Here is a 22,778-nt window from a genome sequence, read left to right on the forward strand (position 1 = left end):
CAGTTTCAGCGGAGAATAGTTCATGGCCAGTGCGCCGCAAGCCAACCGTCTGCCGGTCCTTTTCAACGACCTGGTGCCGCTCAATTCCAACGACCACGCCAAGTTTCGGTCGCGGACCCTGGACGGCGCGCACTTCCTCAAGAACCAGCACGCCATCCCGCTGACCGTGGAAGAGTTTCCCGCAGCCCAGCGCCATTACCCGATCATCTTCTCCGCCGGTCCCGATCCCGTGCCGCTGGCGCTGATGGGCATGAACGAAGGCGTCAACGTCTTCCTCGACGACAACGGCAAGTATCGTCAGCCTGCCTATGTGCCGGCCTATGTCCGTCGTTATCCCTTCATGCTTGCACGTTTGCGTCCAGATGCCGACGAGCTGTCGCTGTGCTTCGACCCGACCTGCGAGGCTCTGGGCGAGTTCGAGGAAGGCGATGCGCTGTTCGACGGCGACCAGCCCAGCGAAACCACCAAGAACATCCTGCAGTTCTGCGAGGATTTCGAGCGCGCGGTTCAGGGTACCGCCTTCTTCATGGAAGAGCTCAAGAAGCACGACCTGCTGATGGACGGCGAGCTCAAGATCGAGCACCAGTCGCTCGCCCAGCCCTTCGTCTATCAGGGCTTCCAGATGGTCAACGAAGAGAAGCTGCGCGACATGCGCGGCGACGAACTGCGCAAGCTGAGCCAGAACGGCGCCCTGCCGCTGATCCACGCGCATCTGTTCTCGCTGCAGGTGATGCGCGACCTGTTCGCCCAGCAGGCTGCGGACGGCAAGGTGCCCAACCTTCCGGCAGAAGCCACCCAGACCAAGTAATCACCAGATCAGGTGATTGCATTCATCGGCTGCTGCGCCCCCGGCATCTCCGGGCAGCGCAGCAGCCGATGTGCGTTTGCTGTCAGCCAAAAAGTCCGGCGAGATCCTTTTTCAGGATCTTGCCATTGGCGTTGCGCGGAAGCGTATCCGTGCAGAACACGATCCGCACCGGCACCTTGAACGCGGCGAGACGCTCGCGCACCCAGGCCTGCAGTTCCGCCTCGCTGGCATGGGTTCCGGGAGCCAGGTGCACCACCGCCGCCGGTTCTTCTCCCAATGTGCGATGCGGCAGGCCGATCAACGCGGCATCGGTGACCGCGGGGTGATCGTAGAGCACGTTCTCCACCTCTGACGAATAGATGTTCTCGCCGCCGCGGATGATCATGTCCTTGGCGCGGTCGACGATGTAGCAAAAGCCCTCCTCGTCGAGGCGCGCCAGATCGCCGGTGCGCACCCAGCCATCGACAAAGGTGGCGGCGCTGGCCTCGGGCTTGTTCCAATAGCCTTTGACGATCTGCGGCCCCCTCGCCCACAGCTCGCCAACCTCGCCGACCCCAAGCTCGGTCACGCCATCGGCATCCATGATCTTGAGGTCGCTGACCGGCACGGCAGGGCCGCAGCTGTCGGGGCGGTTGAGATAGTCCTCGGCCGAGTGGCTGGTCACCGTCGCCATGGTTTCGGTCATGCCCCAGCCATTGCCGGGCAACGCGCCGAAGACGTCGCGGATCTTGCGCACCAGCTCGGGTGCAGATGGCGCACCGCCATAGGAAATCGACTTGAGCGAGCTCAGATCATATTTGTCGCGATCGGGATGCTCGATCAGCTGCCAGGCAATGGTCGGGACCCCGCCGGTGGCGGTAACGCGCTCGCGCTCGATAATTTCGAGCGCCTTCACCGTATCCCAGCGGTGCATGAACACCATGGTCGACCCGCCGAACATGATCCCGGTCATCCCCGCGCTGCAGGCGGTGACATGGAACAACGGGATGACCGTCAGCATCACGGCGGGTTCGGGCGAGGGCGGCGCCTCGCCGCGCCTCAATGCACTGCGGACCCCGGCATAGGCCGTGGTGAGGATGTTGGTTGTCATGTTGCGATGGCTGCCCAGCGCGCCTTTGGGGTTGCCGGTGGTGCCGCTGGTGTAGAAGATGGTCGCAGCATCCTCAGGCGCCAGCGCGACATCCGGCAAGGTCGCCGCATCGAGCGCCGTATAGCCGTGCGGCGAACCTATCAGGTCCTCCAATGGTTTCGCCTTGTGCGGCAGGTCGCCCGTGCTGCGGGTGACGAGGATGCTCTCAAGGTCTCCCAGTTCGGAAAGATACGGGCTGATCCGGTCGAGGCGTTCCCCATCGGCAATCAGCAACCGGGCGCCGGAATCGGAAATGCCATAGGCCAGCTCGCCCCCGGTCCACCAGGCGTTGAGCGGCACCGCGATCGCACCCAGGCTGACTATCGCGAAAAACGCCACCGGCCATTCGGGCAGATTGCGCATCGCCAGCGCCACCCGGTCGCCCTTGCCGATGCCTGCCGCCTGCAACGCATGCGCCAGTGTCGCGGTCGCACGGAACCAAGCTTCATAGCTGACCCGTTCGTCCTCATAGACGATGAAAGTCCGCTCCCCATGCGCCCGCGCCGCAAGCGCAAGCGCGGCGAGGCTTGGCGGCGCATTCTTCCAGCACCGGGTAGCAACGCCTTCCACCTCGACCGTCTCGATATCGAACGGCTGACCCGGCGCGCACAAGATCGCCTCGATCTGCTTGATCGACATCGCAGGCCATCCCGAAGGCGGCGCCCAGGATGACGCGGCGTAGCCTTGGGGCGCGAGCGTGGTTTCCGTTATCGTCATGGCTTGGCGATCCTCTCACATCATTTTTCTGTGTTGCGACAACACTATGCAAATGGATGCGCGGCGCAATCACTGAATTGCAGGATCGATTCAGGCAGGCGTGCGTAGGCATCCCTAGCAACCGGGTACTCTTTATAACATAGGTTAATTTACTGATTTTACTGGATAATTAATCTCAAGCACCTAAATTGGGCGCGCCGGGCATGGGTTTGAGATCAAAGCCGAGGATTTTGCGGTGTGCCGCCGCAACGTCCACAATACAGGAGGCCAACCTTGTTCGACAGCTGTTTCGTGGCACGTCTGAACCGCTATCTCGATCTGACGCCGTCCGAAAGGGATGCGATCACGCAGCTCGAGCGCGACCCGAAGAATTACGCTGCCGGCACGACGCTGTGGACCGAGGGGGATGACGTTTCCGAACTTCTGATCGTGCACCAGGGCTGGGCACTGTCTGAAACGCGGCTGACCGGCGGCAAGCGCCAGATCCTGCGCTTTCATTTTTCGGGCGATCTGATCGGAGCATCCGGGATCGCGTTTCGCGACGCGCCCGCCAGCATCGTGGCGGCCACCGACATGGTCGTCTGCCGATTCCCGCGCATGGCCCTGGGCGAGACGTTTATCGCCCACCCCCGGCTGGCGGCGTTGTTCTTTTCCATCAGCCAGATGGAAAGCATCGATCTGTCCGACCGCCTGCGCGCCATGGGGCGCAGCGAGGGCAAGGCGCGGCTCGCCAACCTGTTCCTCTCGATCGCCGCGCGTATGCGCGCGGTGACCGGCGAGCACAATCCGGTGGTGCGAATTCCGCTGACCCAGAGCGATCTGGGTGATGCGGTTGGCCTTACCCAGGTTCACGTCAACCGGCTGATCCGCCAGATGACCGAAGAAAAACTGATCACCCGCAACCGCAGCACGGTGACGCTGCTTGATGAGCAGGGGCTGGTTGCCCTCTCCCGCTTCGTCGATCGTTTCAGCTCTGTCGATTCAAGCTGGTTCCCCCCTGCGGCGGGATGACCGCCCTGCCAGTATCTGTCGTCCGGCGATGGCGTCGGCTAGAAAGCGTTCCTAATGTCTGACCTTGATTTCCTGTCGCGCGCTTTCGGATTCGGCCCTGAAGCACCATCGGCCAAAGACGATGATTCCGGGTCTTTGCTCGCCGCACGCGATGCCCTGCTGCGGATGAATTCGGCATTCCGCATCCTCACCGATGCGATGCCGCAGATGGTCTGGTCGACCCTGCCCGATGGCTTCCACGATTATTACAATGCGCGCTGGTACGAATTCACCGGCGTGCCCTCAGGCTCGACCGATGGCGAAGGGTGGAACGGCGTGTTCCATCCGGCTGACCAGGATCATGCCTGGGGTGTGTGGCGCCATTCGCTGGAAACCGGCGAACCCTACGAAATCACCTATCGCCTGCGGCACCACAGCGGCGAATACCGCTGGACGCTCGGCCGCGCGCTGCCGCTGCGCAACGAACAGGGCAAGATCGTGCGCTGGATCGGCACTTGCACCGATATTCACCAAGCCAAGATGATGGCCGAGGAAAACGAGGTTCTCAGCCGTGAGCTCAGCCACCGGATCAAGAACATTTTCGCGGTGATCAACGGGCTGATCGGCATGTCGGCGCGGCAGAGCCCCGAGCTCAAGCCGCTCGCTGCCGAACTCCAGGACCGGATCGCGGCGCTGGGCCGCGCGCACGAGTTCGCACGCCCTCATAGCGAGCAGTCGCGACCGGTCTCTATCGCTTCGACCTTGCGCGGATTGCTGACCGAGATCCTCGTCGCCTATCCGGCGCTCGGCGAAGGCCGCTTGGTCATCGCCGGCGATGATCCCGAGATCGATGATCGCAGTGCTACGCCGATCGCCCTGGTGTTTCACGAGCTCGCAACCAACTCCGCAAAATACGGCGCGCTGTCCGCCGAGCAAGGCAGGGTGGATATCGACATCGTGCAGGACGGCAATGACGTGAAGGTGAACTGGACCGAGCGCGACGGCCCGGCCATCGTCGGGGAGCCGCAGGAAACAGGGTTCGGTACACGGCTTGTGCAGCTTGCCATTAACCAGCAGTTGGCCGGCGACATCCAGCGGCATTGGCTGCCGGAAGGGCTGCGTGTCGACATGCGGATGTCGGCAAGTCGCCTGCGCAGACCCGAGGGCGCGCCCGTTTAACCGGGCGGCAATCCGCGATCAGGAAGACAGCAGCATCAGCCCCGGCGGCGGGGTGGGCGTAGGCATGCCGCTGCGGGCTGCCACCGCAAAATCCACTGCCTCAATCACCTGACGGCTGTCGACAGGCTTGATCATGACGCCAAGCGCGCCGGGGATCGGAATATCGATCTGCCGCGGATTGGCTGTCACGAAGATCACCGTGCAGCCGATTTCCTGGCCAAGCCAGGCGCCGATCGAAGGACCGGTCGCGCCATCGCACAGGTTGATATCGACAAGCGCAATGCTCGGCTGGCGTTCGGCCAGACGCATTGCCGATGTCCAGTCATCGCCGACCCCGACAACTTCGTGCCCGGCATCTTCCAGCCCGACCTGCATGTCGAGCGCGACGAGAAATTCGTCTTCAATGATGAGGATGCGGGCGGTCATGATACTGGGGCTTCAAATCTTTCCTGCGCCATTCCCAATGAACGGCCTTCGCAACATCAAACCACCGGTGCGCCATAAAGTTTCATCGATTAGTTGATGCATGTTAATCGAAACGCTCGATTCATCCGATTTCGAGCCGCGAGTTTCCACCAACGCACGCCCGGCTTCGACAAGATGTTTAACGGCTGGATTGCTGTAGGATTAACCGCGTGTTAGCGCGTAGCATCCGCAGCCTGATGGCCTTCAGGCCCAGGCGCGTTCCTCTTTGCGACCTGGAAGGTTTCAGTCCTATGCCGTCATTCCGTCAAACCATCCTGCTACTCGCCAGCGCGGCGCTGGCAGCGCCGCTCGCGCTTGCCCCCGCAGCCGCGCAGCCAGCGACCCAGGCCGCCCCGCAGTCCGAAGACGCGCGGCTGACTGCCCTGTTTGCGGCAGACGACGAAGCGCAGCTGAAGCGCAACCCGATCGGTGGCCTGTTCCGCGGCGATCTGCGCTATGCCGATCAGCTCGGCGACTATATTTCGGACGCCTACTACGACGGCGAACGCAAGGCGGCCGAAGCCAATCTGGTCGAGCTTGCCAAGATCGACCGCAACAAGCTGACCGCAACCAACCAGATCGCCTATGACATCTTCCGCCGCAACCAGAAGGACGCGATCAAGGGCCTTTCGCCCGAATTCCTGCCGCTGACTGCGGTGCGTCCGCTCAACCACTTTTTCGGCTTCCACACCTTCTATCCCAACTTCGCCTCGGGCACCGGCACCGCGCCGTTCAAGACCGTGGTGGATTACGAGAACAACCTGAAGCGCCACAAGGAATTCGTCGTCCTGCTTGATCGTTCGATTGGCCGCTTCAAGGAAGGTCAGGCCTCCGGTGTCTTCGAAACCAAGCTGACCATCCGCAACGTCATCGAGCAGCTTGAAACTCAGCTCAAGCAGACCCCCGAAGAATCGCCGTACTACGGCCCGATCAAGACCTTCCCGGCAGATTTCAGCGAAGCCGACAAGGCGCGCTTCACCGCCGAGTATCGCAACGTCATCACCAACGAGATCTATCCCGCCTATCAGCGGCTGCGCGACTACCTCGCCAATGAGTATCTCAAGGATGCGCGCGAAGGGGTCGGCCTCAAGTACATGAAGGGCGGCGACAAGCTTTACGCCTATATGATCGAGCAGACCACGACGCTGCCGCTAACCGCCGATGAAGTGCACAATCTGGGGCTCAGCGAGGTCAAGCGCATCCTCACCGAGATGGACACGATCAAGACCGAGGTCGCCTTCAAGGGAACGCTGGGCGAATTCTTCAACCACATCCGCACTGACCCCAAGTTCAAGATGGCGAGCCGCGAGGCGCTGACCCAGGGCTATTACGACATCGGCAAGAAGGTCGACGCGGTCATCTCGACCCAGTTCAAGATCCTGCCCAAGACCCCGCTGGAAATCCGCCCCTATGAGGAGTTCCGCGAGAAGTTCGAAGCAGGTGGCAGCTATCAGTCGGGCAATCCCGATGGCTCGCGCCCCGGCATCTTCTACTTCAACGCCTATGACCTTCCCAGCCGCACCACGCCGGGCATGACGACATTGTATCTGCACGAAGGCGCGCCGGGGCATCACTTCCAGATCAGCCTGGCGCAGGAAAACCAGGCCCTGCCCGCGTTCATGCGCTTTGGCGGCAACACCGCCTATGTCGAGGGTTGGGCGCTGTATTCGGAGAAATTGGGCTATCCGATGGGTCTGTTCACAGATCCCTATCAGCGCTTCGGCCATCTCGATGACGAGATGCTGCGCGCCATGCGGCTGGTGGTCGATACCGGGATCCATTCCAAGGGCTGGACCCGCGAACAGGCGATCAAGTACATGCTCGACAACTCGTCGATGGGCGAGACCGACGCCACTGCCGAGGTCGAGCGTTACATCGCGATCCCCAGCCAGGCGCTGGCCTACAAGATCGGTGCGCTGACGATCCAGCGGCTCAAGGCCAAGGCCGAAAAGGAACTGGGCAGCAAGTTCGATCCGCGCGAGTTCCACGATCAGGTTCTCAACACCGGCGCGCTGCCGATGAGCGTGCTGGAAGAGAAGATCAACCGCTGGATCGTCGCCAGCAAGGGATGACGGGCGCTGGCTGATCAGCCTGCCCCCGCTGCCAAACCGACCCCGCCCTGGCGCGCTGCGCCGGGCGGGGTTGTCATTATCGTGCGGGCAACGCCGCGCGCCAGCCGCAGCCAGATCGCAGGGATCGGCCTTGATGCGGACGGGCGCAGCGTGCTGGCAGTGCGCATCGCAGCACCCCCATCCGAAGGCGCCGCCAACGCCGCCCTGACCGATCTGCTCGCCGCCGAGCTGGGCATCCGCAAGCGCGATGTGGTGATCCACAGGGGCGAAACCGGACGCAACAAGCAGGTTCACGTGGCAGGTGACGCCAGGGCCCTGATCGCCCGGCTCGAGGCGCTGAACGGCGGCTGATCCCTCCCCGGCCCGCATGGCCAACTGGCTTTGCGTCAATAACATTTGCCAGTGGGCTGCATCTTATGCACTCTTGGCCCCGTATCTCGCAGCAAGGCGCAGAACGGGGGGCGGTTTACCAATCATGGACTTTCAGCAGGAGGGCTGGCCGCCCAGGACCGACGACCGTCCGCCCACATTGCTCTCCCGGCTGGTCCGGCGATTGCTGCTGCTGCTCTACAGACGGCATGGCTGGCGCGCGGAAGGGGTCGTTCCCGAACCGCGCCGCTTCGTCATCATCGCAGCCCCGCACACCAGCAACTGGGATTTTCTCTATTTTCTCGGGCTGACCACGGACCTTGGCGTCAAGGCGCACTTCATGGCCAAGACCTCGCTGTTCCGCTGGCCGCTGGGGCGCTTCATGCGCGACATGGGCGGGGTGCCGGTGGAACGCAGCTACAACCGCGGCCAGGTGCAGCAGATGGTCGAGGAATTCGCCCGGCGCGACGAGTTCATGCTCACCATCGCGCCCGAGGGCACGCGCGGCAATGTCCGCCACTGGCGCACCGGATTCTACCAGATCGCGCTGGCCGCAAGGGTGCCGCTGGTCTGCGGGCTGATGGATTATGGCCGCAAGGTCGGCGGGCTCGGCCCTGCGATCATGCCCACGGGCGACTATGCCGAGGACATGAAGAAGATCATGGATTTCTACAAGAGCGTGACGCCGCGCCATCCCGATCGCGCGGGCACGGACATCATCAAGGACAGCCGGCTGTGAGCCTTCCCCTGACCGACGCCATCCCTTTGCTGCTACACAATCTGGCGCTGATCTTTGGCGTCATGATCGTGTTGTGGGGTGTGGCCGTTGCGATCAAGGACGTCTCGTTCATCGATGCGGTCTGGCCGATGGGGATGGTACTGCTCGCCGCAGCGACCTTCTGGCTGGCCAACGCTGCCTCGCCTGCATCGGTGCTGCTGCTGATGCTGACGGCAATCTGGGGGCTGCGCCTGGGCATCCACCTGTTCGTCCGCTGGCGGCGCAACGGGATCGACCCGCGTTATGCCAAGATCATCGCCTCGGCCGAGCAGAAAAAGGGCTGGAGCTTTGCCAAGACCGCACTGCTGCAGGTGTTCCTGCTCCAGGGGCCGCTGCTGTTCATGGTCTGCCTGCCCGCGCAACTGGGCATCTGGCGTGGCGGCGAAACCGGAGCTCTGGCGATTGCAGGGGCGGTCATCGCGATCATCGGCATCGCGTTCGAAACGATCGGCGACTTGCAGCTTGAAGCCTTCCGCGCCAATTCTGCAAACAAGGGCAAGGTGCTCGACACCGGCCTGTGGCGCTATACCCGCCACCCCAATTATTTCGGCGATGCTTGCACCTGGTGGGGAATCTGGCTGGTGGCGCTGTCGACCGGGTGGGATATCGGCCTTGCCAGCCTGATCGGCCCGCTGTTCCTCAATTTCACGCTGGTCAAGTGGAGCGGGGCTGCGATGCTGGAGCGCGGCCTCAAGAAGACGCGGCCCGAATACGCCGATTACATCGCGCGCACCTCGTCGTTCTTCCCGCTGCCGCCCAAGCGCGGGTAATGGTCACTCCACCGGCGGCACCGGACCCAGCTTGATCCGAGCGAACGGCCCAAAGTCGCTCCCCATCGCCTGACCTATCACCTTGACCGATCCATCGGCCTGTTTCTGCAGGACCGCAATTTCGCCTTCTGCCAGACCGATGCTGTAGGCCCGCCAGATGTTGGCAACGTGGCTGACCAGCGCGATGTTGCTCGCGCCAGGATCGAGCGTGGCGACCAGTGCCTTCATGTCGGCAGCAGCCACATCAAGCGTGCGCGCGCCAGCCGGGTCATGATGCATCAACCGGGAATCCGCCTTGGTGCGGCCGAACATGAAGCGCGCGGTGTCCATGCTTCTGCACATCGGGCTCGCCAGTACTATTCCCACCGGAATGTCCAGTGCCGAAAGCGCCTTGCCGGTTTCCTGTGATCCGGCATAGCCTGCGACAGACAGATTGCGCTGCGCCATGCAGTCGGTGGTCGGCTTGCTGTAATCGTCCGCCCGTGCGGGTACTTCGGTGCGTTCGTGGCGGATGAGCAGGATGTACCCGCCTTTCTGCAACAGCGGTACGAGCGCTCCGGCATCGAGGCTGTTGCCGTGTCCGGCGGTGTGCTGCGCCTGAGCCTGAGCGGAGAGCTCTGGAGACATCAGGCCCAGCATTCCGGCTGCAGCCACCAGCAACCCAAGCTTTGCGACATCGAATCGTTTACGCATCCCGTCCCCTTCTCGGCCTGGCCGGCCTAACCCGGCATTAAGCAATCGCTGGTAGTTATCGCACACCTTCCACTGCAGGCGAAGCCCGATGACCAGACCCCTTGACGATGTAACAGCCATGATCGCCCAGGCCCGCAGCCTGGGACCGGATGAGACGCTCGCCCTGCGCCGCGCTGTTTGGCCCGATGGCAAGATCAGCGCGCAGGAAGCCGGGATATTGTTCGCGCTCAACCGAGTCAGCAGCGCCCCCAGCCGCGAATGGGTCGATTTCTTCGTCGAGGCGATTACCGCCTATCTGGTCGAGCAGGCCGATCCGCGTGGCTATGTCAGCGACGAAAATGCCGCATGGCTGATGCAGGCGATCGATCAGGACGGCAAGGTCGATACCCTCGCCGAGCTCGAACTGGTGGTGAAGGTTATCGAGCGCGCCGAGAATGTTCCCGACAGCCTGAAGGCCTATGCGCTCGAGCAGTTCAGGCATGCCGTGCTGCATGGCGAGGGGCCGACCCGCTGTGGCGGCGGGCTGCAGCCCGGCAGCATCGGCACCACCGAGGTGCGGCTTCTGCGCCGTGTGCTCTATGCCGCCGGTGGCGCTGCGCCTGCGCACATCAACCGAGCCGAGGCCGAACTGCTGTTCGAGATAAAGGACGCGACGCTCGCCGGGCAGAACGCGCCCGAATGGCAGACGCTGTTCGTTCAGGCGCTGAGCCTGCATCTGATGACCAACCAGCGCTTCCGCGCGCTGACCCGCCAGGATGCGCAGCGACTGCATGCCTTCATGGCGGATACCTCTGCAGGAATCGGCAGCTTTTTCGGACGGATGGCCGGGTCACTGGCCGACAGGACTCCGCTGGGCGCAGCCTCCAGCCCCGCTGCCGAACCCGAGCCTGCACCCGAAGACGGCCTGACCGCGAGCGAACAGGATTGGCTGCAGGCCATGGTGGGCGGTGACGGCAAGCTCGATCCGCTCGAACGCGCCCTCCTCAAGGCGCTGGCCGAAGCCTGACTATATCGCGGCGAGGTCCCGTGGGGATTGCGTTCGAGGGCCGGGGCTGACAGGATTGCAGGCATGGACCGGGACAAACAGCCCGGACACCCCCCTGTCATCCGGAACCGCCATGCACCACGATGCCGCGCTCGAGCAATTCACCCATGATCACCGCTTCGCCGCCGATGGTGAGGCGCGCAGCGAACAGCGCACGCTCTGGGTGGTCGCGCTGACCGCGGTCACCATGATCGCCGAAATCCTCGGCGGCTGGTGGACCGGATCGATGGCGCTGCTCGCCGACGGCTGGCACATGGGCAGCCATGTTGCAGCCCTGGGGCTCGCCGCCTTCGCCTATCGCTTTGCCCGCACTCATGCACATGACCGCCGTTTCTCGATGGGCACCGGCAAGGTCGGATCGCTGACCGGGTTCAGTAGCGCGTTGCTGCTGGGCGTGATCGCGCTGCTGATGATCTGGGAATCGGCGGACCGCCTCGCCGATCCCGTCGCCATCGATTACACCGCCGCCATCGTCGTCACGCTGATCGGGCTGGCGGTCAATGTCGCCAGCGCCTTCATGCTGAGCTCGGGTGGCCATCACCACCATCATCACGACCACGACGGCGATCATCACAATCACCACCATGGCCATCATCACGACCACAATCTGCGCGCGGCCTATATCCATGTGCTCACCGACGCGCTGACATCGGTGCTGGCGCTGGTCGCGTTGACCGGCGGCCTGATGCTGGGGCTGGACTGGCTAGACCCGCTTATGGGGATTGTCGGTGCAGTCGTGATCCTGTGGTGGGCGCGTGGCCTGCTGCGCGAATGCGCGCGCGTGCTGCTCGACATGGAGGCGGACCCGGCCAGGGCCGAAACCATCCGCAAGCGGATCGAGGGGGACGCGGACAACCGTGTCGTCGATCTGCACCTGTGGCAGGTCGGCACCGGGCATCTTGCACTGATCGTCTCGCTTGCCACGCACAACCCTCGCCCTCCGCAACATTATCGTGCGCTGCTCCGGGGCATCGGCAAGCTGTCGCACTGCACCTTCGAGGTGATCCCCTGCGACGACGCCCGCTGCCCGCCCGCCGACTGATCGCCCACGCCCGCCTGCCACAAGCGATCTTCCCGCCCGCGCCCATCAATGCTAAGCGGCCCGCCATCATGACCCAGTACACATCCGATCTTTTGGCGCTGCTCGATGCGCGCGGCTATATCCACCAGCTGACCGATGCAGCCGCGCTCGATGCGCTCGCCGCCAAGCAGATCGTGCCCGGATATATCGGGTTCGATCCGACCGCGCCGTCGCTGCATGTCGGGTCGCTGGTGCAGATCATGCTGTTGCGCCGCCTGCAGCAGAGCGGCCACAAGCCGATCGTCGTGATGGGCGGTGGCACCGGCAAGATCGGTGACCCCAGCTTCAAGGACGAGGCCCGCCGACTGCTCACGCCAGAGACGATCGCGTCCAATGTCGCCTCGATCAAGCGTGTGTTCGAACGCTTCCTCACCTTCGGCGATGGGCCTACCGATGCTATCATGGTCGACAATGCCGAATGGCTCGACAGGCTCGAATATGTGCCGTTCCTGCGCGATATCGGCCAGCATTTCTCGATAAACCGGATGCTCAGCTTCGACTCGGTCAAGCTGCGGCTCGACCGCGAACAGTCGCTGAGCTTCCTCGAGTTCAACTACATGATTCTACAGGCGTATGACTTCCTGGAGCTGTCGCGCCGCGTCGGTTGCAGGTTGCAGATGGGCGGGTCGGACCAGTGGGGCAATATCGTCAACGGGATCGAGCTTGCCCGCCGTGTCGACGGGACCGAGGTCTATGGCGTCACCACCCCGCTGATCACGCTCGCGGACGGCGGCAAGATGGGCAAAACCGAGAAGGGCGCTGTCTGGCTCAACGAGGATTCGCTGCCCGCGTACGACTACTGGCAATTCTGGCGCAACACCCAGGATGCCGATGTCGGCAAGTTCATGCGGCTGTTCACCGATATCCCGCTCGACGAGATCGCGCGGCTTGAGAACCTGCAGGGATCGGAGATCAACGAGGCCAAGAAGGTGCTTGCCGATGCTGCGACGACCATGTGTCGCGGCGCCGATGCCGCACGGTCCGCCGCCGAGACCGCGCGCGCGACCTTCGAGCAGGGCCATGCTGGCGGCGATCTGCCCAGCATCCAGGTGCCCGCAGAGGGCATGTCGATCGTTCAGGCGACCACGGGCCTTGGCTTCACGGCCTCGAACAAGGAGGCCAAGCGCAAGATCGAGGAAGGCGCGGTGCGCGTCAACGGCGAGAAGGTGCAAGGCTTCGATTATCTGGTAAAGCCCGGCGATACGCTGAGCCTGGGTCAGAAAAAGCACGGGCTAGTCCTCGGCGAGGACTGATTGCAATTCTCGGACGGACGTATACTTTCCGTTAGAATTTACACTTTGTTCGCACTTTTGAGTGATGGTAGCTTCCAGCAAGCAATGCCAAAACGGGTGGTCGATACATGTCCAGAGGAGCCAGACTCGCAGTGGTGGAAAAGCGACAAGCCGCGCGCCACGCGGTCAATCATGCGACCATTGCCGAGCATCGCCATCTGGGTGACATCAAGACGCATATCGTCAACATTTCCGCCAACGGCTTCATGACCGAAGGCGAAATGCCGCTCGCCAAGGGCGAACGCATCACCGTGCGCCTACCGGTAATCGGCCGAATCGAGGCACATCTGATCTGGTCGATCGGCGGGCGCAGCGGGTTCCAGCTGGAGCGCGTGATCCGGCTCAACGAATTCAACGAGATGATCGACGTGCTTGGCGCGACGACGGGGCCCAACGGGCGGCGTTGAGCGCCTTCTAAAATCCTCGCCCTTCAGGGGAGGATCTTGTTTGACTACCCTCCCCTCAGCAGCTTCGCGCCATAATCCCGCTCGAACAGATACAGCGCCACCCGCGCGGCCTGGCCGCGTTCGCTGTCCAGACCGCCATCGCGATCCATGAGGAGGCGCGCATCGTCGGTCGCGGTCGCGATCAGCCGCTGGACCTGCTCTGGCGTCGCGATGCGAAACGCGCCGTCGCCGGACTGGCGGGTGCCGAGCAGTTCGCCACCCCCGCGCAGCCGCAGATCCTCCTCTGCGATGTGAAACCCGTCCTGGCTCGATCGCATCAGCGCCAGCCTGGCGCGCGCGGTCTCGCTCAGCGCATTGCCACGCAGCAGCACGCACACCGATTTCTGATCACCCCGCCCGACCCGACCGCGCAGCTGGTGCAGCTGCGCCAGGCCGAAGCGCTCGGCCGCCTCGATCACCATCAGCGTTGCGTTAGGCACATCGACCCCGACTTCGATCACCGTGGTGGCGACCAGCAGCGACGTCTTGCCACTGGCAAAGTCCGCCATCATCGCATCCTTGCGCTCGGCGGGCATCTGGCCGTGAACCAATGAGACCTTGCCCGGGAAGCGCTCCGAGAGTTGCGCCGCGCGCGTCTCGGCAGCCGCCAGGTCGCTGGTCTCGCTGTCCATCACCAAAGGACACACCCAGTACGCCTGCCCGCCGCGCTCGATATGCCGGCCAAGCCCATCGACGATCTCGGACAACCGCTCGTCGGCGATCACCCGGGTCTCGATCGGCTGGCGCCCCGGCGGCAGCTCGTCGAGCCGCGAGACATCCATCTCGCCATAATGGCTGAGCGTCAGCGTGCGCGGGATCGGGGTTGCGGTCATCGCCAGCAGATGCGGGGTCGCCCGGCCCTTTTCCTGCAGCATCAGCCGCTGCGACACCCCGAACTTGTGCTGCTCGTCGATCACCGCCAGCGCGAGATTCCTGTAGCGCACCGCGTCCTGGAACAGCGCGTGCGTGCCGATGATGATCTGGATCGATCCATCCGCCATCCCCATCAGCGTCGCATCGCGCGCGCGGCCCTTGTCGCGTCCGGTCAGCACCGCGATGCTCACAGGAAGCCCCGAGAGCATCCGCGAGATGGTGTCGAAATGCTGCCGCGCGAGAATTTCGGTCGGCGCGAGCAGGGCCGCCTGCCCGCCGCACTCGACCGCATTGAGCATCGCCATCACCGCGACCAAGGTCTTGCCCGCGCCGACATCGCCCTGCAGCAGCCGCAGCATCGGCACCGGCTGTGCCATGTCGCCGTTGATCTCGCCGATCGTGCGCTGCTGCGCGCCGGTCAGCGCGAACGGCAACCGCAACGCATCGCGCAGATGCCCGTCGCCCTGCAGTGCCAGCCCCTTGCGCTTGCGGTTGCTTTGCCGGATCAGCGCAAAGGCGAGCTGGTTGGCGAAAATCTCGTCATAGGCCAGCCTCTCGCGGGGAAGCTCGTCCATCCCCTGATGCGCGGTCGCCAGCGCCTCGTGCCAGTCGGGCCAGTCCTGCTTGGCCTTGAGCGTCGGCTCGATCCACTCGGGCAGCAGCGGCATCAGCGACAGCGCCTGCGCCGCGAGCGAGGCGACGCGCTTCTGCCCCAGGCCTTCGGCAAGCGGATAGACCGGTTCGGCCTCGCCGATCTGGTCAGCCTCCTCGGGCGCCACGACATGATCGGGGTGAACGATCTGCCACGCCTCGCCCCAGATCTCGAGCTTGCCCGCGGCCAGCCGGGTCTCGCCCAGCGGCCACAATTTGCGCGCCCAGCCGGGGTTGCCGCCGAAATAGACAAGGCTGATATGGTTGCCGATGCTGTCCTCGGCGATCACCCGGGTCGGCCCACGTCCGGGGCTGCTGCGATAGCCCGTAGCGGTCAGCGCGATAATGATCTGCTCGCCGGTCGCGGCATCGTCCGCCGTCGCGACAGCCCGCCTGCGGATGAAGCCGGTGGGCAGGTGATAGGCCATGTCCTTGACCCGCGCGATTCCCAGCCGCGCGAACGGCTTTTGAAGGGATACGCCAACGCCCTTGAGGGTCTCGATCTCGGCGAATGCGGGGTTGAGTATATCGGGGCGCATGGCTATCGCAAAAAACGCGGTCACATCTGGTGCCGCTGGCTGAAGTCTTGCCGCCCGTCTTAGGCAGACATGGCCTGCCCTGCAAGGCAACCCCAAGCGAAGGAGCCAATGCGATGGACCGCGATACCCGACTGCGCCGCCTGGCCTTCCGCGCCTGGCATCGCGGCACGCGTGAGGCCGATTTCATGATCGGAGGTTTCTTCGATCGCTATGGCCAGAGCTGGTCGGACGAAGAGCTCGCCTGGTTCGAGGCGCTGATCGAGGAACAGGACGTCGACATCATGGCCTGGGCGATCGGCACACTGCCTGTCCCTGCGCAGTTCGCCGGGCCGCAGATGGACGCCATGCGCCAGCTCGATTTCATCAACATCCCGCGCTGACCCCGGATTACAGGCAACACCCGATTTATGGACAGCATCAGCAGGATTTTGGCTGCGGCAGGCCCGCTGACGCTGGCGGGCGTGGCACCCGGCGCGCTGCCGCTGCTGCTCGCCGATCTGGCGCGCGCCACCGCTGGCCGAAAGTCGGGTGGCCGCGTGGTCTTCATCGCCCCCGACGATGCGATGATGCACGCAGTTGCCGAAACCGCCCCCTTCTATGCGCCCGATCTCGAGACAATCGAGTTCCCCGCCTGGGACTGTCTGCCCTATGACCGCGCGTCGCCCTCGCTGGCGATCACGGCGCGGCGGCTGAAGGCGCTGTGGACGCTGCAGCAGCCCGCAGGCGGCCCGCAGCTGCTGGTGACCACGGTCAACGCCGTTGCCCAGCGCACTCTGACGCGTTTTCGGATCCGCCAGATCGGTGCCGAACTCAAGCCCGGCATGGTAGTCGAGCGCGAGGCGCTGATCGCCAAGCTTGTCCGCCAGGGTTACGCGCGCACCGACACCGTTGCCGATTCCGGCGAGTTCGCGGTGCGCGGCAACCTCATCGATATCTTCCCCGCCGGGATGGACAGCGGCCTGAGGCTCGATTTCTTCGGCGACGAGCTCGATTCGATGCGCGCCTTCGATCCGGGCACCCAGCGCTCGACCGAGCGGGTCGAGCGGCACATCCTGCTCCCGGCCTCCGAAGTGCTGCTGGATGCCGACAGCATCAAGCGCTTCCGCAGCGCCTATCGCGAGACGTTCGGCGCGGGTGCCACCGGCGATCCACTGTATCAGGCGATCAGCGACGGCAGGCGCCTCGCGGGGATGGAGCACTGGCTGCCGATGATCGAGGAGCGGCTCGATACGCTGTTCGATCATCTCGAAGACAATGACCTCGTGCTGCGCGATGCCGGCGCCGATGCCGCCGCCGACCAGCGTTTCGAGAGCATCACCGACTACCACGCCAACCGCACCCGCGGGAACGAGGACAAGACCGGCAGCTATCGCCCGCTCAAGCCCTCTGCACTCTATCTGATCCCCAAGGAGTGGCGCGCGCTGCAGGCAGACACGCCGGTGCACCTCGTCAGCGGCCATGACGAGCCGGAATCGGCGAGCGTACTGGGCCTCGGTTATCGCGCGGCGCGCGATTTCGGCGCTGAACGCGCACGCGGCGACAATGTCTACACCGCGGCTGCCGCGCATATCGATTCGCTGCGCGCGGCCGACAAGGGCGCGATCATCGCGAGCTATTCGGAAGGCTCGCGCAGCCGTCTGCTCGGGTTGCTCAAGGACCACGGGCTCGCGCGCATGGCGCTGGCTGGCAGCTGGCAGGAGGCGCTGGGCCAGGCTGCAACCGGCATGGCCGCGATGGTCGTGCTGCCGCAGGATCACGGCTTTGCCACCGATCGCTACGAGCTCCTGTCCGAACAGGACCTGCTCGGCGACCGGCTGGTGCGGCGGCGCAAGAAGCGCAAGTCCGCCGACGCTTTCCTCGCCGAGCTGCAGTCGCTGTCGGCAGGCGATCTGGTCGTGCATATCGATCACGGCATCGGCCGCTATGAGGGCTTGGTCTCGATCCCCGTCGGCAAGAGCCCGCACGACTGCGTCTGGCTGACCTATTCGGGTGGCGACAAGCTCTATGTGCCGGTCGAGAACATCGACGTGCTCACCCGCTATGGCTCGGAGAGCGACGGCGTTCCACTCGACAGATTGGGCGGCGAGGCCTGGCAGCGCAGGCGGGCCAAGCTCAAGGAACGCATCCAGGCGATCGCCGGTGAGCTGATGAAGACCGCAGCGGAGCGCGCGCTGCGCACCGCCGATGTCGCCGAGATCGATCCGGGGACCTATGCCAGCTTCGTCGACCGTTTCCCGTACGAGGAGACCGAGGACCAGGAGCGAGTCATCGCCGAGGTGCTCGAGGATCTGGCCTCGGGCAAGCCGATGGACCGGCTGGTGTGCGGCGATGTCGGGTTCGGCAAGACCGAGGTCGCGATGCGCGCCGCGTTTGCTGCGGCGATGGCGGGGATGCAGGTCGCGATCATCGCTCCCACCACTTTGCTTGCCCGCCAGCACTACACCAACTTTGTGGAGCGCTTTCAAAATTTCCCGCTGATCATCGGCCGCCTGTCGCGGCTGGTGACCGCGGGCGAGGCCAAGACGACGCGCGAAGGGCTGGCTGCTGGCACAACCGACATCGTCATCGGCACGCATGCGCTGCTCGCCAAGTCGGTCGAGTTCAAGCGGCTGGGGCTGGTGATCATCGATGAGGAACAGCGCTTTGGCGTGGTCCACAAGGAGCGGCTGAAGTCGTTGAAGGCCAATGTTCATGTGCTGACGCTCACCGCCACGCCGATCCCGCGCACGCTGCAGATGGCGATGAGCGGCCTGCGCGAGCTCTCGGTGATCCAGACCCCGCCGGTCGACCGCCTCGCGGTGCGCACTTACGTGATGCCCTGGGACCCGGTGGTGATCCGCGAGGCACTGCTGCGCGAACATTATCGCGGCGGGCAATCCTATTTCGTCGCTCCCCGGATCAGCGATCTCGACAAACTGGGCGAGTTCATCCGCGAGCAGGTCCCCGAAATCCGCCACATCATGGCGCATGGTCAGATGGCACCGTCTGAGGTCGAGGAGCGGATGAGCGCGTTCTACGACCGCAAGTACGATGTGCTTCTGTCGACCACGATCGTCGAATCCGGGCTCGATATCCCCAGCGCCAACACGCTGATCATTCACCGCGCCGACACCTTTGGCCTCGCCCAGCTCTACCAGCTGCGCGGGCGCGTGGGCCGGTCGAAGACACGCGCATATGCCTACATGACAACGCCGGAGAACCGGGTGCTCACCGAGACCGCGGAAAAGCGGCTCAAGGTGCTCGGCGATCTCGATACTCTGGGAGCGGGCTTCCAGCTCGCCAGCCATGACCTCGACATCCGCGGCGCGGGCAATCTGGTCGGCGACGAGCAGTCGGGGCATATACGCGAGGTCGGGTTCGAGCTTTATCAGTCGATGCTCGAAGAGGCGATCCTCGAGGCCAAGGCGGGCGGCTTTGCGCTCGACCTGCCGCGCCAGAAGTTTTCGCCGCAGATCACCGTCGACGCCCCAATTCTAATCCCGGAGGATTATGTCCCCGATCTGGCGGTGCGCATGGCGCTATATCGACGGATGAACGACCTCAGCAGCGGCGCCGAGATCGAATCCTTCGCCGCCGAGATGATCGATCGCTTCGGCGCGCTGCCCGAGGCGACGACCAATCTGATCAAGCTGATTGAGATCAAGCAGAACTGCATCACCGCCTGTGTCTCCAAGATCGATGTCGGCGCGCGCGGCGCGCTGGTCAGCTTCCACAACGACAGCTTCCCCGACGTACCGGGGCTGTTGGCCTATGTGGAACGGCTGAACGGCGTCGCCAAGCTGCGGCCGGACCAGAAATTGATGATCCAACGGGTATGGGGCGATCCGGCGACGAGAATCAACGGATTGGTGCAGCTTTCCAAGGGGCTGGCGGGGATCGTGAAGAAGAAGGCTAAGGCGGGCTAAGTCCTCTCCCCTTCAGGGGAGAGGGTTGGGTGAGGGGTATGGGTGCAACACTACGATTCTACTCCGCCCCCTCTCTGCTGCGACTAGCGAGCAAGCTCGCAAGTCTCACTATCTCTCCCCTGAAGGGGAGAGAGCAGCAGTAGCAAATTCCGCGAAAACTTCCGCCTCCATCGCCTTGCCGCGCAGGAACCCCTGGAAATAGTCGCAGCCTTCCTCGCGCAGCGCTTCAAGCTGCGCCTCGCTCTCGACCCCTTCTGCGATGACCTTGAGGTCGAGCGCCTTGGCCATGGCGACGATAGAGCGCACGATGATCCGGTCGGCTTCCGCGCCGCCGATGTCGCGGGTCATCGCATGATCGAGCTTGAGATAATCGAGCGGCAGCCGCTTGAGGTACAGCAGGCTGGAATAGCCGGTGCCGAAATCGTCGACCGCGATCCTTACCCCTGCCTCGCGCAAGGTGGCAAAGCGCGCGGCCGCGCGCTTGAGATCGGGGATCAGCGCGGATTCGGTCATCTCCAGCGTCAGCCGCTGCGTGTCGAAACCTGATGCGGCGATCATCTTGAGTTCGCGCTGGGCAAAGCCTTTCTCGCCGAGATCTTCTGCGGTGACGTTGAGGGAGATGCGCAGGTTTGCCAGCGGCCCGGTCCAGCCCGCTGCCTGTTCCATTGCGCGTTTCCGGATATGCCGCGAGAGCGCCCGGGTGAAATCGGCCTTGTCCGCAATGGCAAACAGCGTGCCTGCGCCAATCTCGCCATGCAGCGGATGCTGCCAGCGTGCCAGCGCCTCGGCGCCGGTGATAGCCCCGTCCTCGACCGCAAATTGAGGCTGGAACAGAACCGTGATCTCGTCCTGCTCAATGGCGCGGACGATGTCCTGCTCGAGCCGGTATCCGCTTTGTGGTGCATTATCGGACTGGCGGTCGGCCCAACGCACAGGCTCGGCGGCGCTTTCGCGCGCCGCTGCCAGCCCTGCAGACAGCCGGTCCAGCAGCGAAAGCGGGCTTTCATCGGCCCGGCCCAGCGCCAGCGCAGCGCGCGCAGTCAACCGCAAGCGGTGCCCCCCGGCATCCAGCGGCTCGGAGATCACCCGCAGCAGCCGCTCGGCCATCACCTGCCAGCCGACCCGTTCCTCGGGCATCACATGCGCCAGCAGATAGTCGCCGCCAGACAGCCGCATGGTAAGCGCAGCCCCGCCCGACAGGCGGGCGTTCTGCCGGGTGAGGCGCTGGCCGATGGTCTCCAGCGCTGCATCGCCCACCGCCGCTCCATAGGTCGCATTGATCGCCGACATCCGCCGCAGGCCGATCAACATCGCGTGCAGCCTGCCATCGGCTGTCCGAGCCAGCGCTGCCAGCTGTCCATGCAGATCGCGCTGCATGTCAGCGCCACCGATCAATTGCGAGCGGATCAGCGCCAGCTGCAGTGCCAATGCTGCGGGCGCAAACGGGGTGACCAGGCTATGGGTGATGCCGGGTGCGGCCTGAGCCAGCACGCCTGCGTGACCGGCATCGCACAACAGCATCGCCAGCCCGCCCGGCGCTGCCACGGCATCCGGCAGCCGCGCCTCGCCCTGCCCGCGAATATCGATGATGATCAGGTCGGCCTCTGCCGTGCCCGATGGCTCGAATCCCGCAGCCTCCAGCGCAGCCGCCAGCTGCGGATCGGCGGCGGCCGATCCGGTCATGCACCAGCTTGGCCGGTGTCGCTGTTCGGCGATGCTGCTCAGAATTCGAACCCCCAATGCGCAGGAAAGGCCCCTCGCCCCCGGCCTGATGTGCCTTTGTGGGGCGCTCGGGGCCGCGTCAAGAATGATTGGCGCATTAGCACGGATCAGTTAAGACCCGGTGCATTCACCCATGAAGGCGCCCTGTATGCCGACCTCGGTTCTCGAACGCAAAATCGCGCTGGCCGTCTCCCCCACCGAACGCGCCCGCAAGGCCGCGCGCGAGGTGCAGGCTGCGCACGAATGGGTCGCGCTCGACGAAGCCGACATCGTCGTCGTCATGGGCGGCGACGGATTCATGCTGCAGACGCTCCACCAGATGCTCGAACGCGGCAAGATCGTACCCGTCTATGGCCTGAACCTTGGCACGGTGGGCTTTCTGATGAACCTGTGGCGCAGCGGCGACAGCATCGTGCGCAGACTGGAACAGGCGCAATCCTATGAGGTGCTGCCGCTGTCGATGACCGCGACCACCATGGCGGGCGAGCGGGTCACCTATCCTGCGATCAACGAGGTCTCGCTGCTGCGCGAAACGCGCCAGACCGCCAAGATCGAGGTCAGCGTCAACAATGCCGTCCGAATCAGCGAGCTGGTCTGCGATGGCGTGCTGGTGGCAACGCCTGCCGGATCGACCGCGTACAACCTGTCCGCCAACGGCCCGATCCTGCCGCTGGGCTGCGGCATGCTGGCGCTGACCCCGATCAGCCCGTTCCGCCCGCGCCGCTGGAAGGGAGCGTTGCTGCCTGATTCCTCCAGGATATCGCTGCGCGTGCTCGAGCCCTCCAAACGCCCGGTCAGCGCGGTCGCAGACCAGCGCGAGGTGCGCGACATTCGCGACATCCAGATCGCCATCGACCCCAACCGCCGCCTGTCGCTGATGTTCGATCCGGGCCACAGCCTGGACGACCGGATATCGGCGGAACAATTTATCGTGTGATGTGGCACGCAGACGCTTGCCAAACCAAAAAACCCGGTGCTATAGGCGCGCTTCTTCTGGAGAACACAGCGTCTTTAGAGGGATAGAGGGCATTCCCCGATAGCTCAGCGGTAGAGTAGGTGACTGTTAATCACTTGGCCGTAGGTTCGAATCCTACTCGGGGAGCCAGCCTTTCTAAGTCCTTGCCCCGGCAGCAATTGCCCCGGGTGTAGCAAGGCACAGTGCGAACAGCATCCGATCCCTGCAGGGGTCACTGGCATTGCCAGCAAGCGCACCTCACTGCAAAAATCTCTGATATCATACCGGCTGCTATGCCA

General features: G+C 64.1%; 19 protein-coding genes and 1 tRNA gene. 15 read left to right on the top strand and 5 right to left on the bottom strand.

Features of this window, described 5'->3' with window-relative positions; all coding sequences use genetic code 11:
* The first annotated feature begins 22 nt into the window (after positions 1-22).
* Positions 23-808, top strand: a complete 786-nt coding sequence (locus tag BSY18_RS06815; RefSeq protein WP_054135367.1) for a SapC family protein — start codon at positions 23-25, stop codon at positions 806-808.
* 82 nt (positions 809-890) lie between these two features.
* Here BSY18_RS06815 and BSY18_RS06820 read toward each other — a convergent pair whose 3' ends face one another.
* Entirely contained in the window at positions 891-2,654 is a 1,764-nt protein-coding gene (locus tag BSY18_RS06820) for a class I adenylate-forming enzyme family protein (RefSeq protein WP_069050086.1), read from the bottom strand.
* A 273-nt stretch (positions 2,655-2,927) separates the two neighbouring features.
* Between BSY18_RS06820 and BSY18_RS06825 the strand changes: the two genes are divergently transcribed.
* Positions 2,928-3,665 (top strand): Crp/Fnr family transcriptional regulator, encoded by a 738-nt coding sequence (locus BSY18_RS06825; RefSeq protein WP_171900187.1) that lies wholly within the window; start codon positions 2,928-2,930, stop codon positions 3,663-3,665.
* Between the two features lie 54 nt (positions 3,666-3,719).
* On the top strand, positions 3,720-4,823 hold the full coding sequence (locus tag BSY18_RS06830) for a sensor histidine kinase (protein WP_069050087.1): 1,104 nt from the start codon (positions 3,720-3,722) through the stop codon (positions 4,821-4,823).
* Between the two features lie 18 nt (positions 4,824-4,841).
* Here BSY18_RS06830 and BSY18_RS06835 read toward each other — a convergent pair whose 3' ends face one another.
* Complete coding sequence (locus BSY18_RS06835; RefSeq protein ID WP_054135371.1) at positions 4,842-5,249, bottom strand: response regulator; 408 nt, start codon at positions 5,247-5,249, stop codon at positions 4,842-4,844.
* 290 nt (positions 5,250-5,539) lie between these two features.
* On the opposite strand from BSY18_RS06835, the gene BSY18_RS06840 reads away from it, so the two are divergent.
* From BSY18_RS06840 to BSY18_RS06855, 4 genes are all read left to right on the top strand, one after another.
* Positions 5,540-7,360, top strand: coding sequence for a DUF885 domain-containing protein (locus BSY18_RS06840; RefSeq protein WP_069050088.1), 1,821 nt, complete (start codon positions 5,540-5,542; stop codon positions 7,358-7,360).
* A gap of 6 nt (positions 7,361-7,366) precedes the next feature.
* Positions 7,367-7,711 carry a DUF167 domain-containing protein gene (locus tag BSY18_RS06845; protein ID WP_069050089.1) on the top strand — a complete coding sequence of 115 codons (345 nt, stop codon included), beginning with the start codon at positions 7,367-7,369 and terminating at the stop codon, positions 7,709-7,711.
* Between the two features lie 124 nt (positions 7,712-7,835).
* Positions 7,836-8,468, top strand: coding sequence for a lysophospholipid acyltransferase family protein (locus BSY18_RS06850; protein ID WP_069050090.1), 633 nt, complete (start codon positions 7,836-7,838; stop codon positions 8,466-8,468).
* Entirely contained in the window at positions 8,465-9,277 is an 813-nt protein-coding gene (locus BSY18_RS06855; RefSeq protein WP_335617682.1) for a DUF1295 domain-containing protein, read from the top strand. Before BSY18_RS06850 ends, BSY18_RS06855 begins: the two co-directional genes overlap by 4 nt.
* Positions 9,278-9,280: 3 nt before the next feature.
* Here BSY18_RS06855 and BSY18_RS06860 read toward each other — a convergent pair whose 3' ends face one another.
* Positions 9,281-9,970: a histidine phosphatase family protein gene (locus BSY18_RS06860; protein WP_054135375.1), complete on the bottom strand. Its 690-nt coding sequence runs from the start codon at positions 9,968-9,970 to the stop codon at positions 9,281-9,283.
* 88 nt (positions 9,971-10,058) lie between these two features.
* Here BSY18_RS06860 and BSY18_RS06865 point away from each other — a divergent pair, with 88 nt between their 5' ends.
* The 4 genes from BSY18_RS06865 (at position 10,059) to BSY18_RS06880 (ending at position 13,795) form a co-directional block, all read left to right on the top strand.
* Positions 10,059-10,976 carry a hypothetical protein gene (locus BSY18_RS06865; RefSeq protein WP_069050091.1) on the top strand — a complete coding sequence of 306 codons (918 nt, stop codon included), beginning with the start codon at positions 10,059-10,061 and terminating at the stop codon, positions 10,974-10,976.
* A gap of 112 nt (positions 10,977-11,088) precedes the next feature.
* The gene (dmeF, locus tag BSY18_RS06870; protein ID WP_069050092.1) at positions 11,089-12,057 is read left to right on the top strand and encodes a CDF family Co(II)/Ni(II) efflux transporter DmeF; all 969 of its coding nucleotides are present in this window, start codon (positions 11,089-11,091) and stop codon (positions 12,055-12,057) included.
* Between the two features lie 68 nt (positions 12,058-12,125).
* Positions 12,126-13,349, top strand: a complete 1,224-nt coding sequence (gene tyrS / locus BSY18_RS06875; protein ID WP_069050093.1) for a tyrosine--tRNA ligase — start codon at positions 12,126-12,128, stop codon at positions 13,347-13,349.
* A 107-nt stretch (positions 13,350-13,456) separates the two neighbouring features.
* Positions 13,457-13,795, top strand: coding sequence for a PilZ domain-containing protein (locus BSY18_RS06880; RefSeq protein ID WP_054135379.1), 339 nt, complete (start codon positions 13,457-13,459; stop codon positions 13,793-13,795).
* A gap of 44 nt (positions 13,796-13,839) precedes the next feature.
* Here BSY18_RS06880 and recG read toward each other — a convergent pair whose 3' ends face one another.
* Complete coding sequence (gene recG, locus BSY18_RS06885; RefSeq protein ID WP_069051761.1) at positions 13,840-15,897, bottom strand: ATP-dependent DNA helicase RecG; 2,058 nt, start codon at positions 15,895-15,897, stop codon at positions 13,840-13,842.
* Positions 15,898-16,010: 113 nt separating this feature from the next.
* Between recG and BSY18_RS06890 the strand changes: the two genes are divergently transcribed.
* Entirely contained in the window at positions 16,011-16,277 is a 267-nt protein-coding gene (locus tag BSY18_RS06890; RefSeq protein WP_054135381.1) for an FAD assembly factor SdhE, read from the top strand.
* A gap of 27 nt (positions 16,278-16,304) precedes the next feature.
* Positions 16,305-19,802, top strand: a complete 3,498-nt coding sequence (gene mfd / locus BSY18_RS06895) for a transcription-repair coupling factor (RefSeq protein WP_069050094.1) — start codon at positions 16,305-16,307, stop codon at positions 19,800-19,802.
* A gap of 108 nt (positions 19,803-19,910) precedes the next feature.
* On the opposite strand, the gene BSY18_RS06900 is transcribed toward mfd, so the two are convergent.
* The gene (locus BSY18_RS06900; RefSeq protein WP_083231351.1) at positions 19,911-21,485 is read right to left on the bottom strand and encodes a GGDEF domain-containing phosphodiesterase; all 1,575 of its coding nucleotides are present in this window, start codon (positions 21,483-21,485) and stop codon (positions 19,911-19,913) included.
* Between the two features lie 172 nt (positions 21,486-21,657).
* Here BSY18_RS06900 and BSY18_RS06905 point away from each other — a divergent pair, with 172 nt between their 5' ends.
* Positions 21,658-22,461 (top strand): NAD kinase, encoded by an 804-nt coding sequence (locus tag BSY18_RS06905; RefSeq protein WP_236823467.1) that lies wholly within the window; start codon positions 21,658-21,660, stop codon positions 22,459-22,461.
* Positions 22,462-22,554: 93 nt separating this feature from the next.
* A tRNA-Asn gene (locus tag BSY18_RS06910) sits at positions 22,555-22,629 on the top strand.
* Positions 22,630-22,778: the final 149 nt, after the last annotated feature.

This window comes from Blastomonas sp. RAC04, from assembly GCF_001713435.1.
GTDB lineage: Bacteria > Pseudomonadota > Alphaproteobacteria > Sphingomonadales > Sphingomonadaceae > Blastomonas > Blastomonas fulva.

Excerpts from the sequence above, each read along its gene's own strand:
- BSY18_RS06815 (WP_054135367.1), top strand. The coding sequence starts at position 23 with ATGGCCAGTGCGCCGCAAGCCAACCGTCTGCCGGTCCTTTTCAACGAC.
- BSY18_RS06820 (WP_069050086.1), bottom strand. The coding sequence starts at position 2,654 with ATGACGATAACGGAAACCACGCTCGCGCCCCAAGGCTACGCCGCGTCA.
- BSY18_RS06830 (WP_069050087.1), top strand. The coding sequence starts at position 3,720 with ATGTCTGACCTTGATTTCCTGTCGCGCGCTTTCGGATTCGGCCCTGAA.
- BSY18_RS06835 (WP_054135371.1), bottom strand. The coding sequence starts at position 5,249 with ATGACCGCCCGCATCCTCATCATTGAAGACGAATTTCTCGTCGCGCTC.
- BSY18_RS06840 (WP_069050088.1), top strand. The coding sequence starts at position 5,540 with ATGCCGTCATTCCGTCAAACCATCCTGCTACTCGCCAGCGCGGCGCTG.
- BSY18_RS06850 (WP_069050090.1), top strand. The coding sequence starts at position 7,836 with ATGGACTTTCAGCAGGAGGGCTGGCCGCCCAGGACCGACGACCGTCCG.
- BSY18_RS06860 (WP_054135375.1), bottom strand. The coding sequence starts at position 9,970 with ATGCGTAAACGATTCGATGTCGCAAAGCTTGGGTTGCTGGTGGCTGCA.
- BSY18_RS06865 (WP_069050091.1), top strand. The coding sequence starts at position 10,059 with ATGACCAGACCCCTTGACGATGTAACAGCCATGATCGCCCAGGCCCGC.
- dmeF (WP_069050092.1), top strand. The coding sequence starts at position 11,089 with ATGCACCACGATGCCGCGCTCGAGCAATTCACCCATGATCACCGCTTC.
- tyrS (WP_069050093.1), top strand. The coding sequence starts at position 12,126 with ATGACCCAGTACACATCCGATCTTTTGGCGCTGCTCGATGCGCGCGGC.
- BSY18_RS06880 (WP_054135379.1), top strand. The coding sequence starts at position 13,457 with ATGTCCAGAGGAGCCAGACTCGCAGTGGTGGAAAAGCGACAAGCCGCG.
- recG (WP_069051761.1), bottom strand. The coding sequence starts at position 15,897 with ATGCGCCCCGATATACTCAACCCCGCATTCGCCGAGATCGAGACCCTC.
- BSY18_RS06890 (WP_054135381.1), top strand. The coding sequence starts at position 16,011 with ATGGACCGCGATACCCGACTGCGCCGCCTGGCCTTCCGCGCCTGGCAT.
- mfd (WP_069050094.1), top strand. The coding sequence starts at position 16,305 with ATGGACAGCATCAGCAGGATTTTGGCTGCGGCAGGCCCGCTGACGCTG.
- BSY18_RS06900 (WP_083231351.1), bottom strand. The coding sequence starts at position 21,485 with ATGACCGGATCGGCCGCCGCCGATCCGCAGCTGGCGGCTGCGCTGGAG.
- BSY18_RS06905 (WP_236823467.1), top strand. The coding sequence starts at position 21,658 with ATGAAGGCGCCCTGTATGCCGACCTCGGTTCTCGAACGCAAAATCGCG.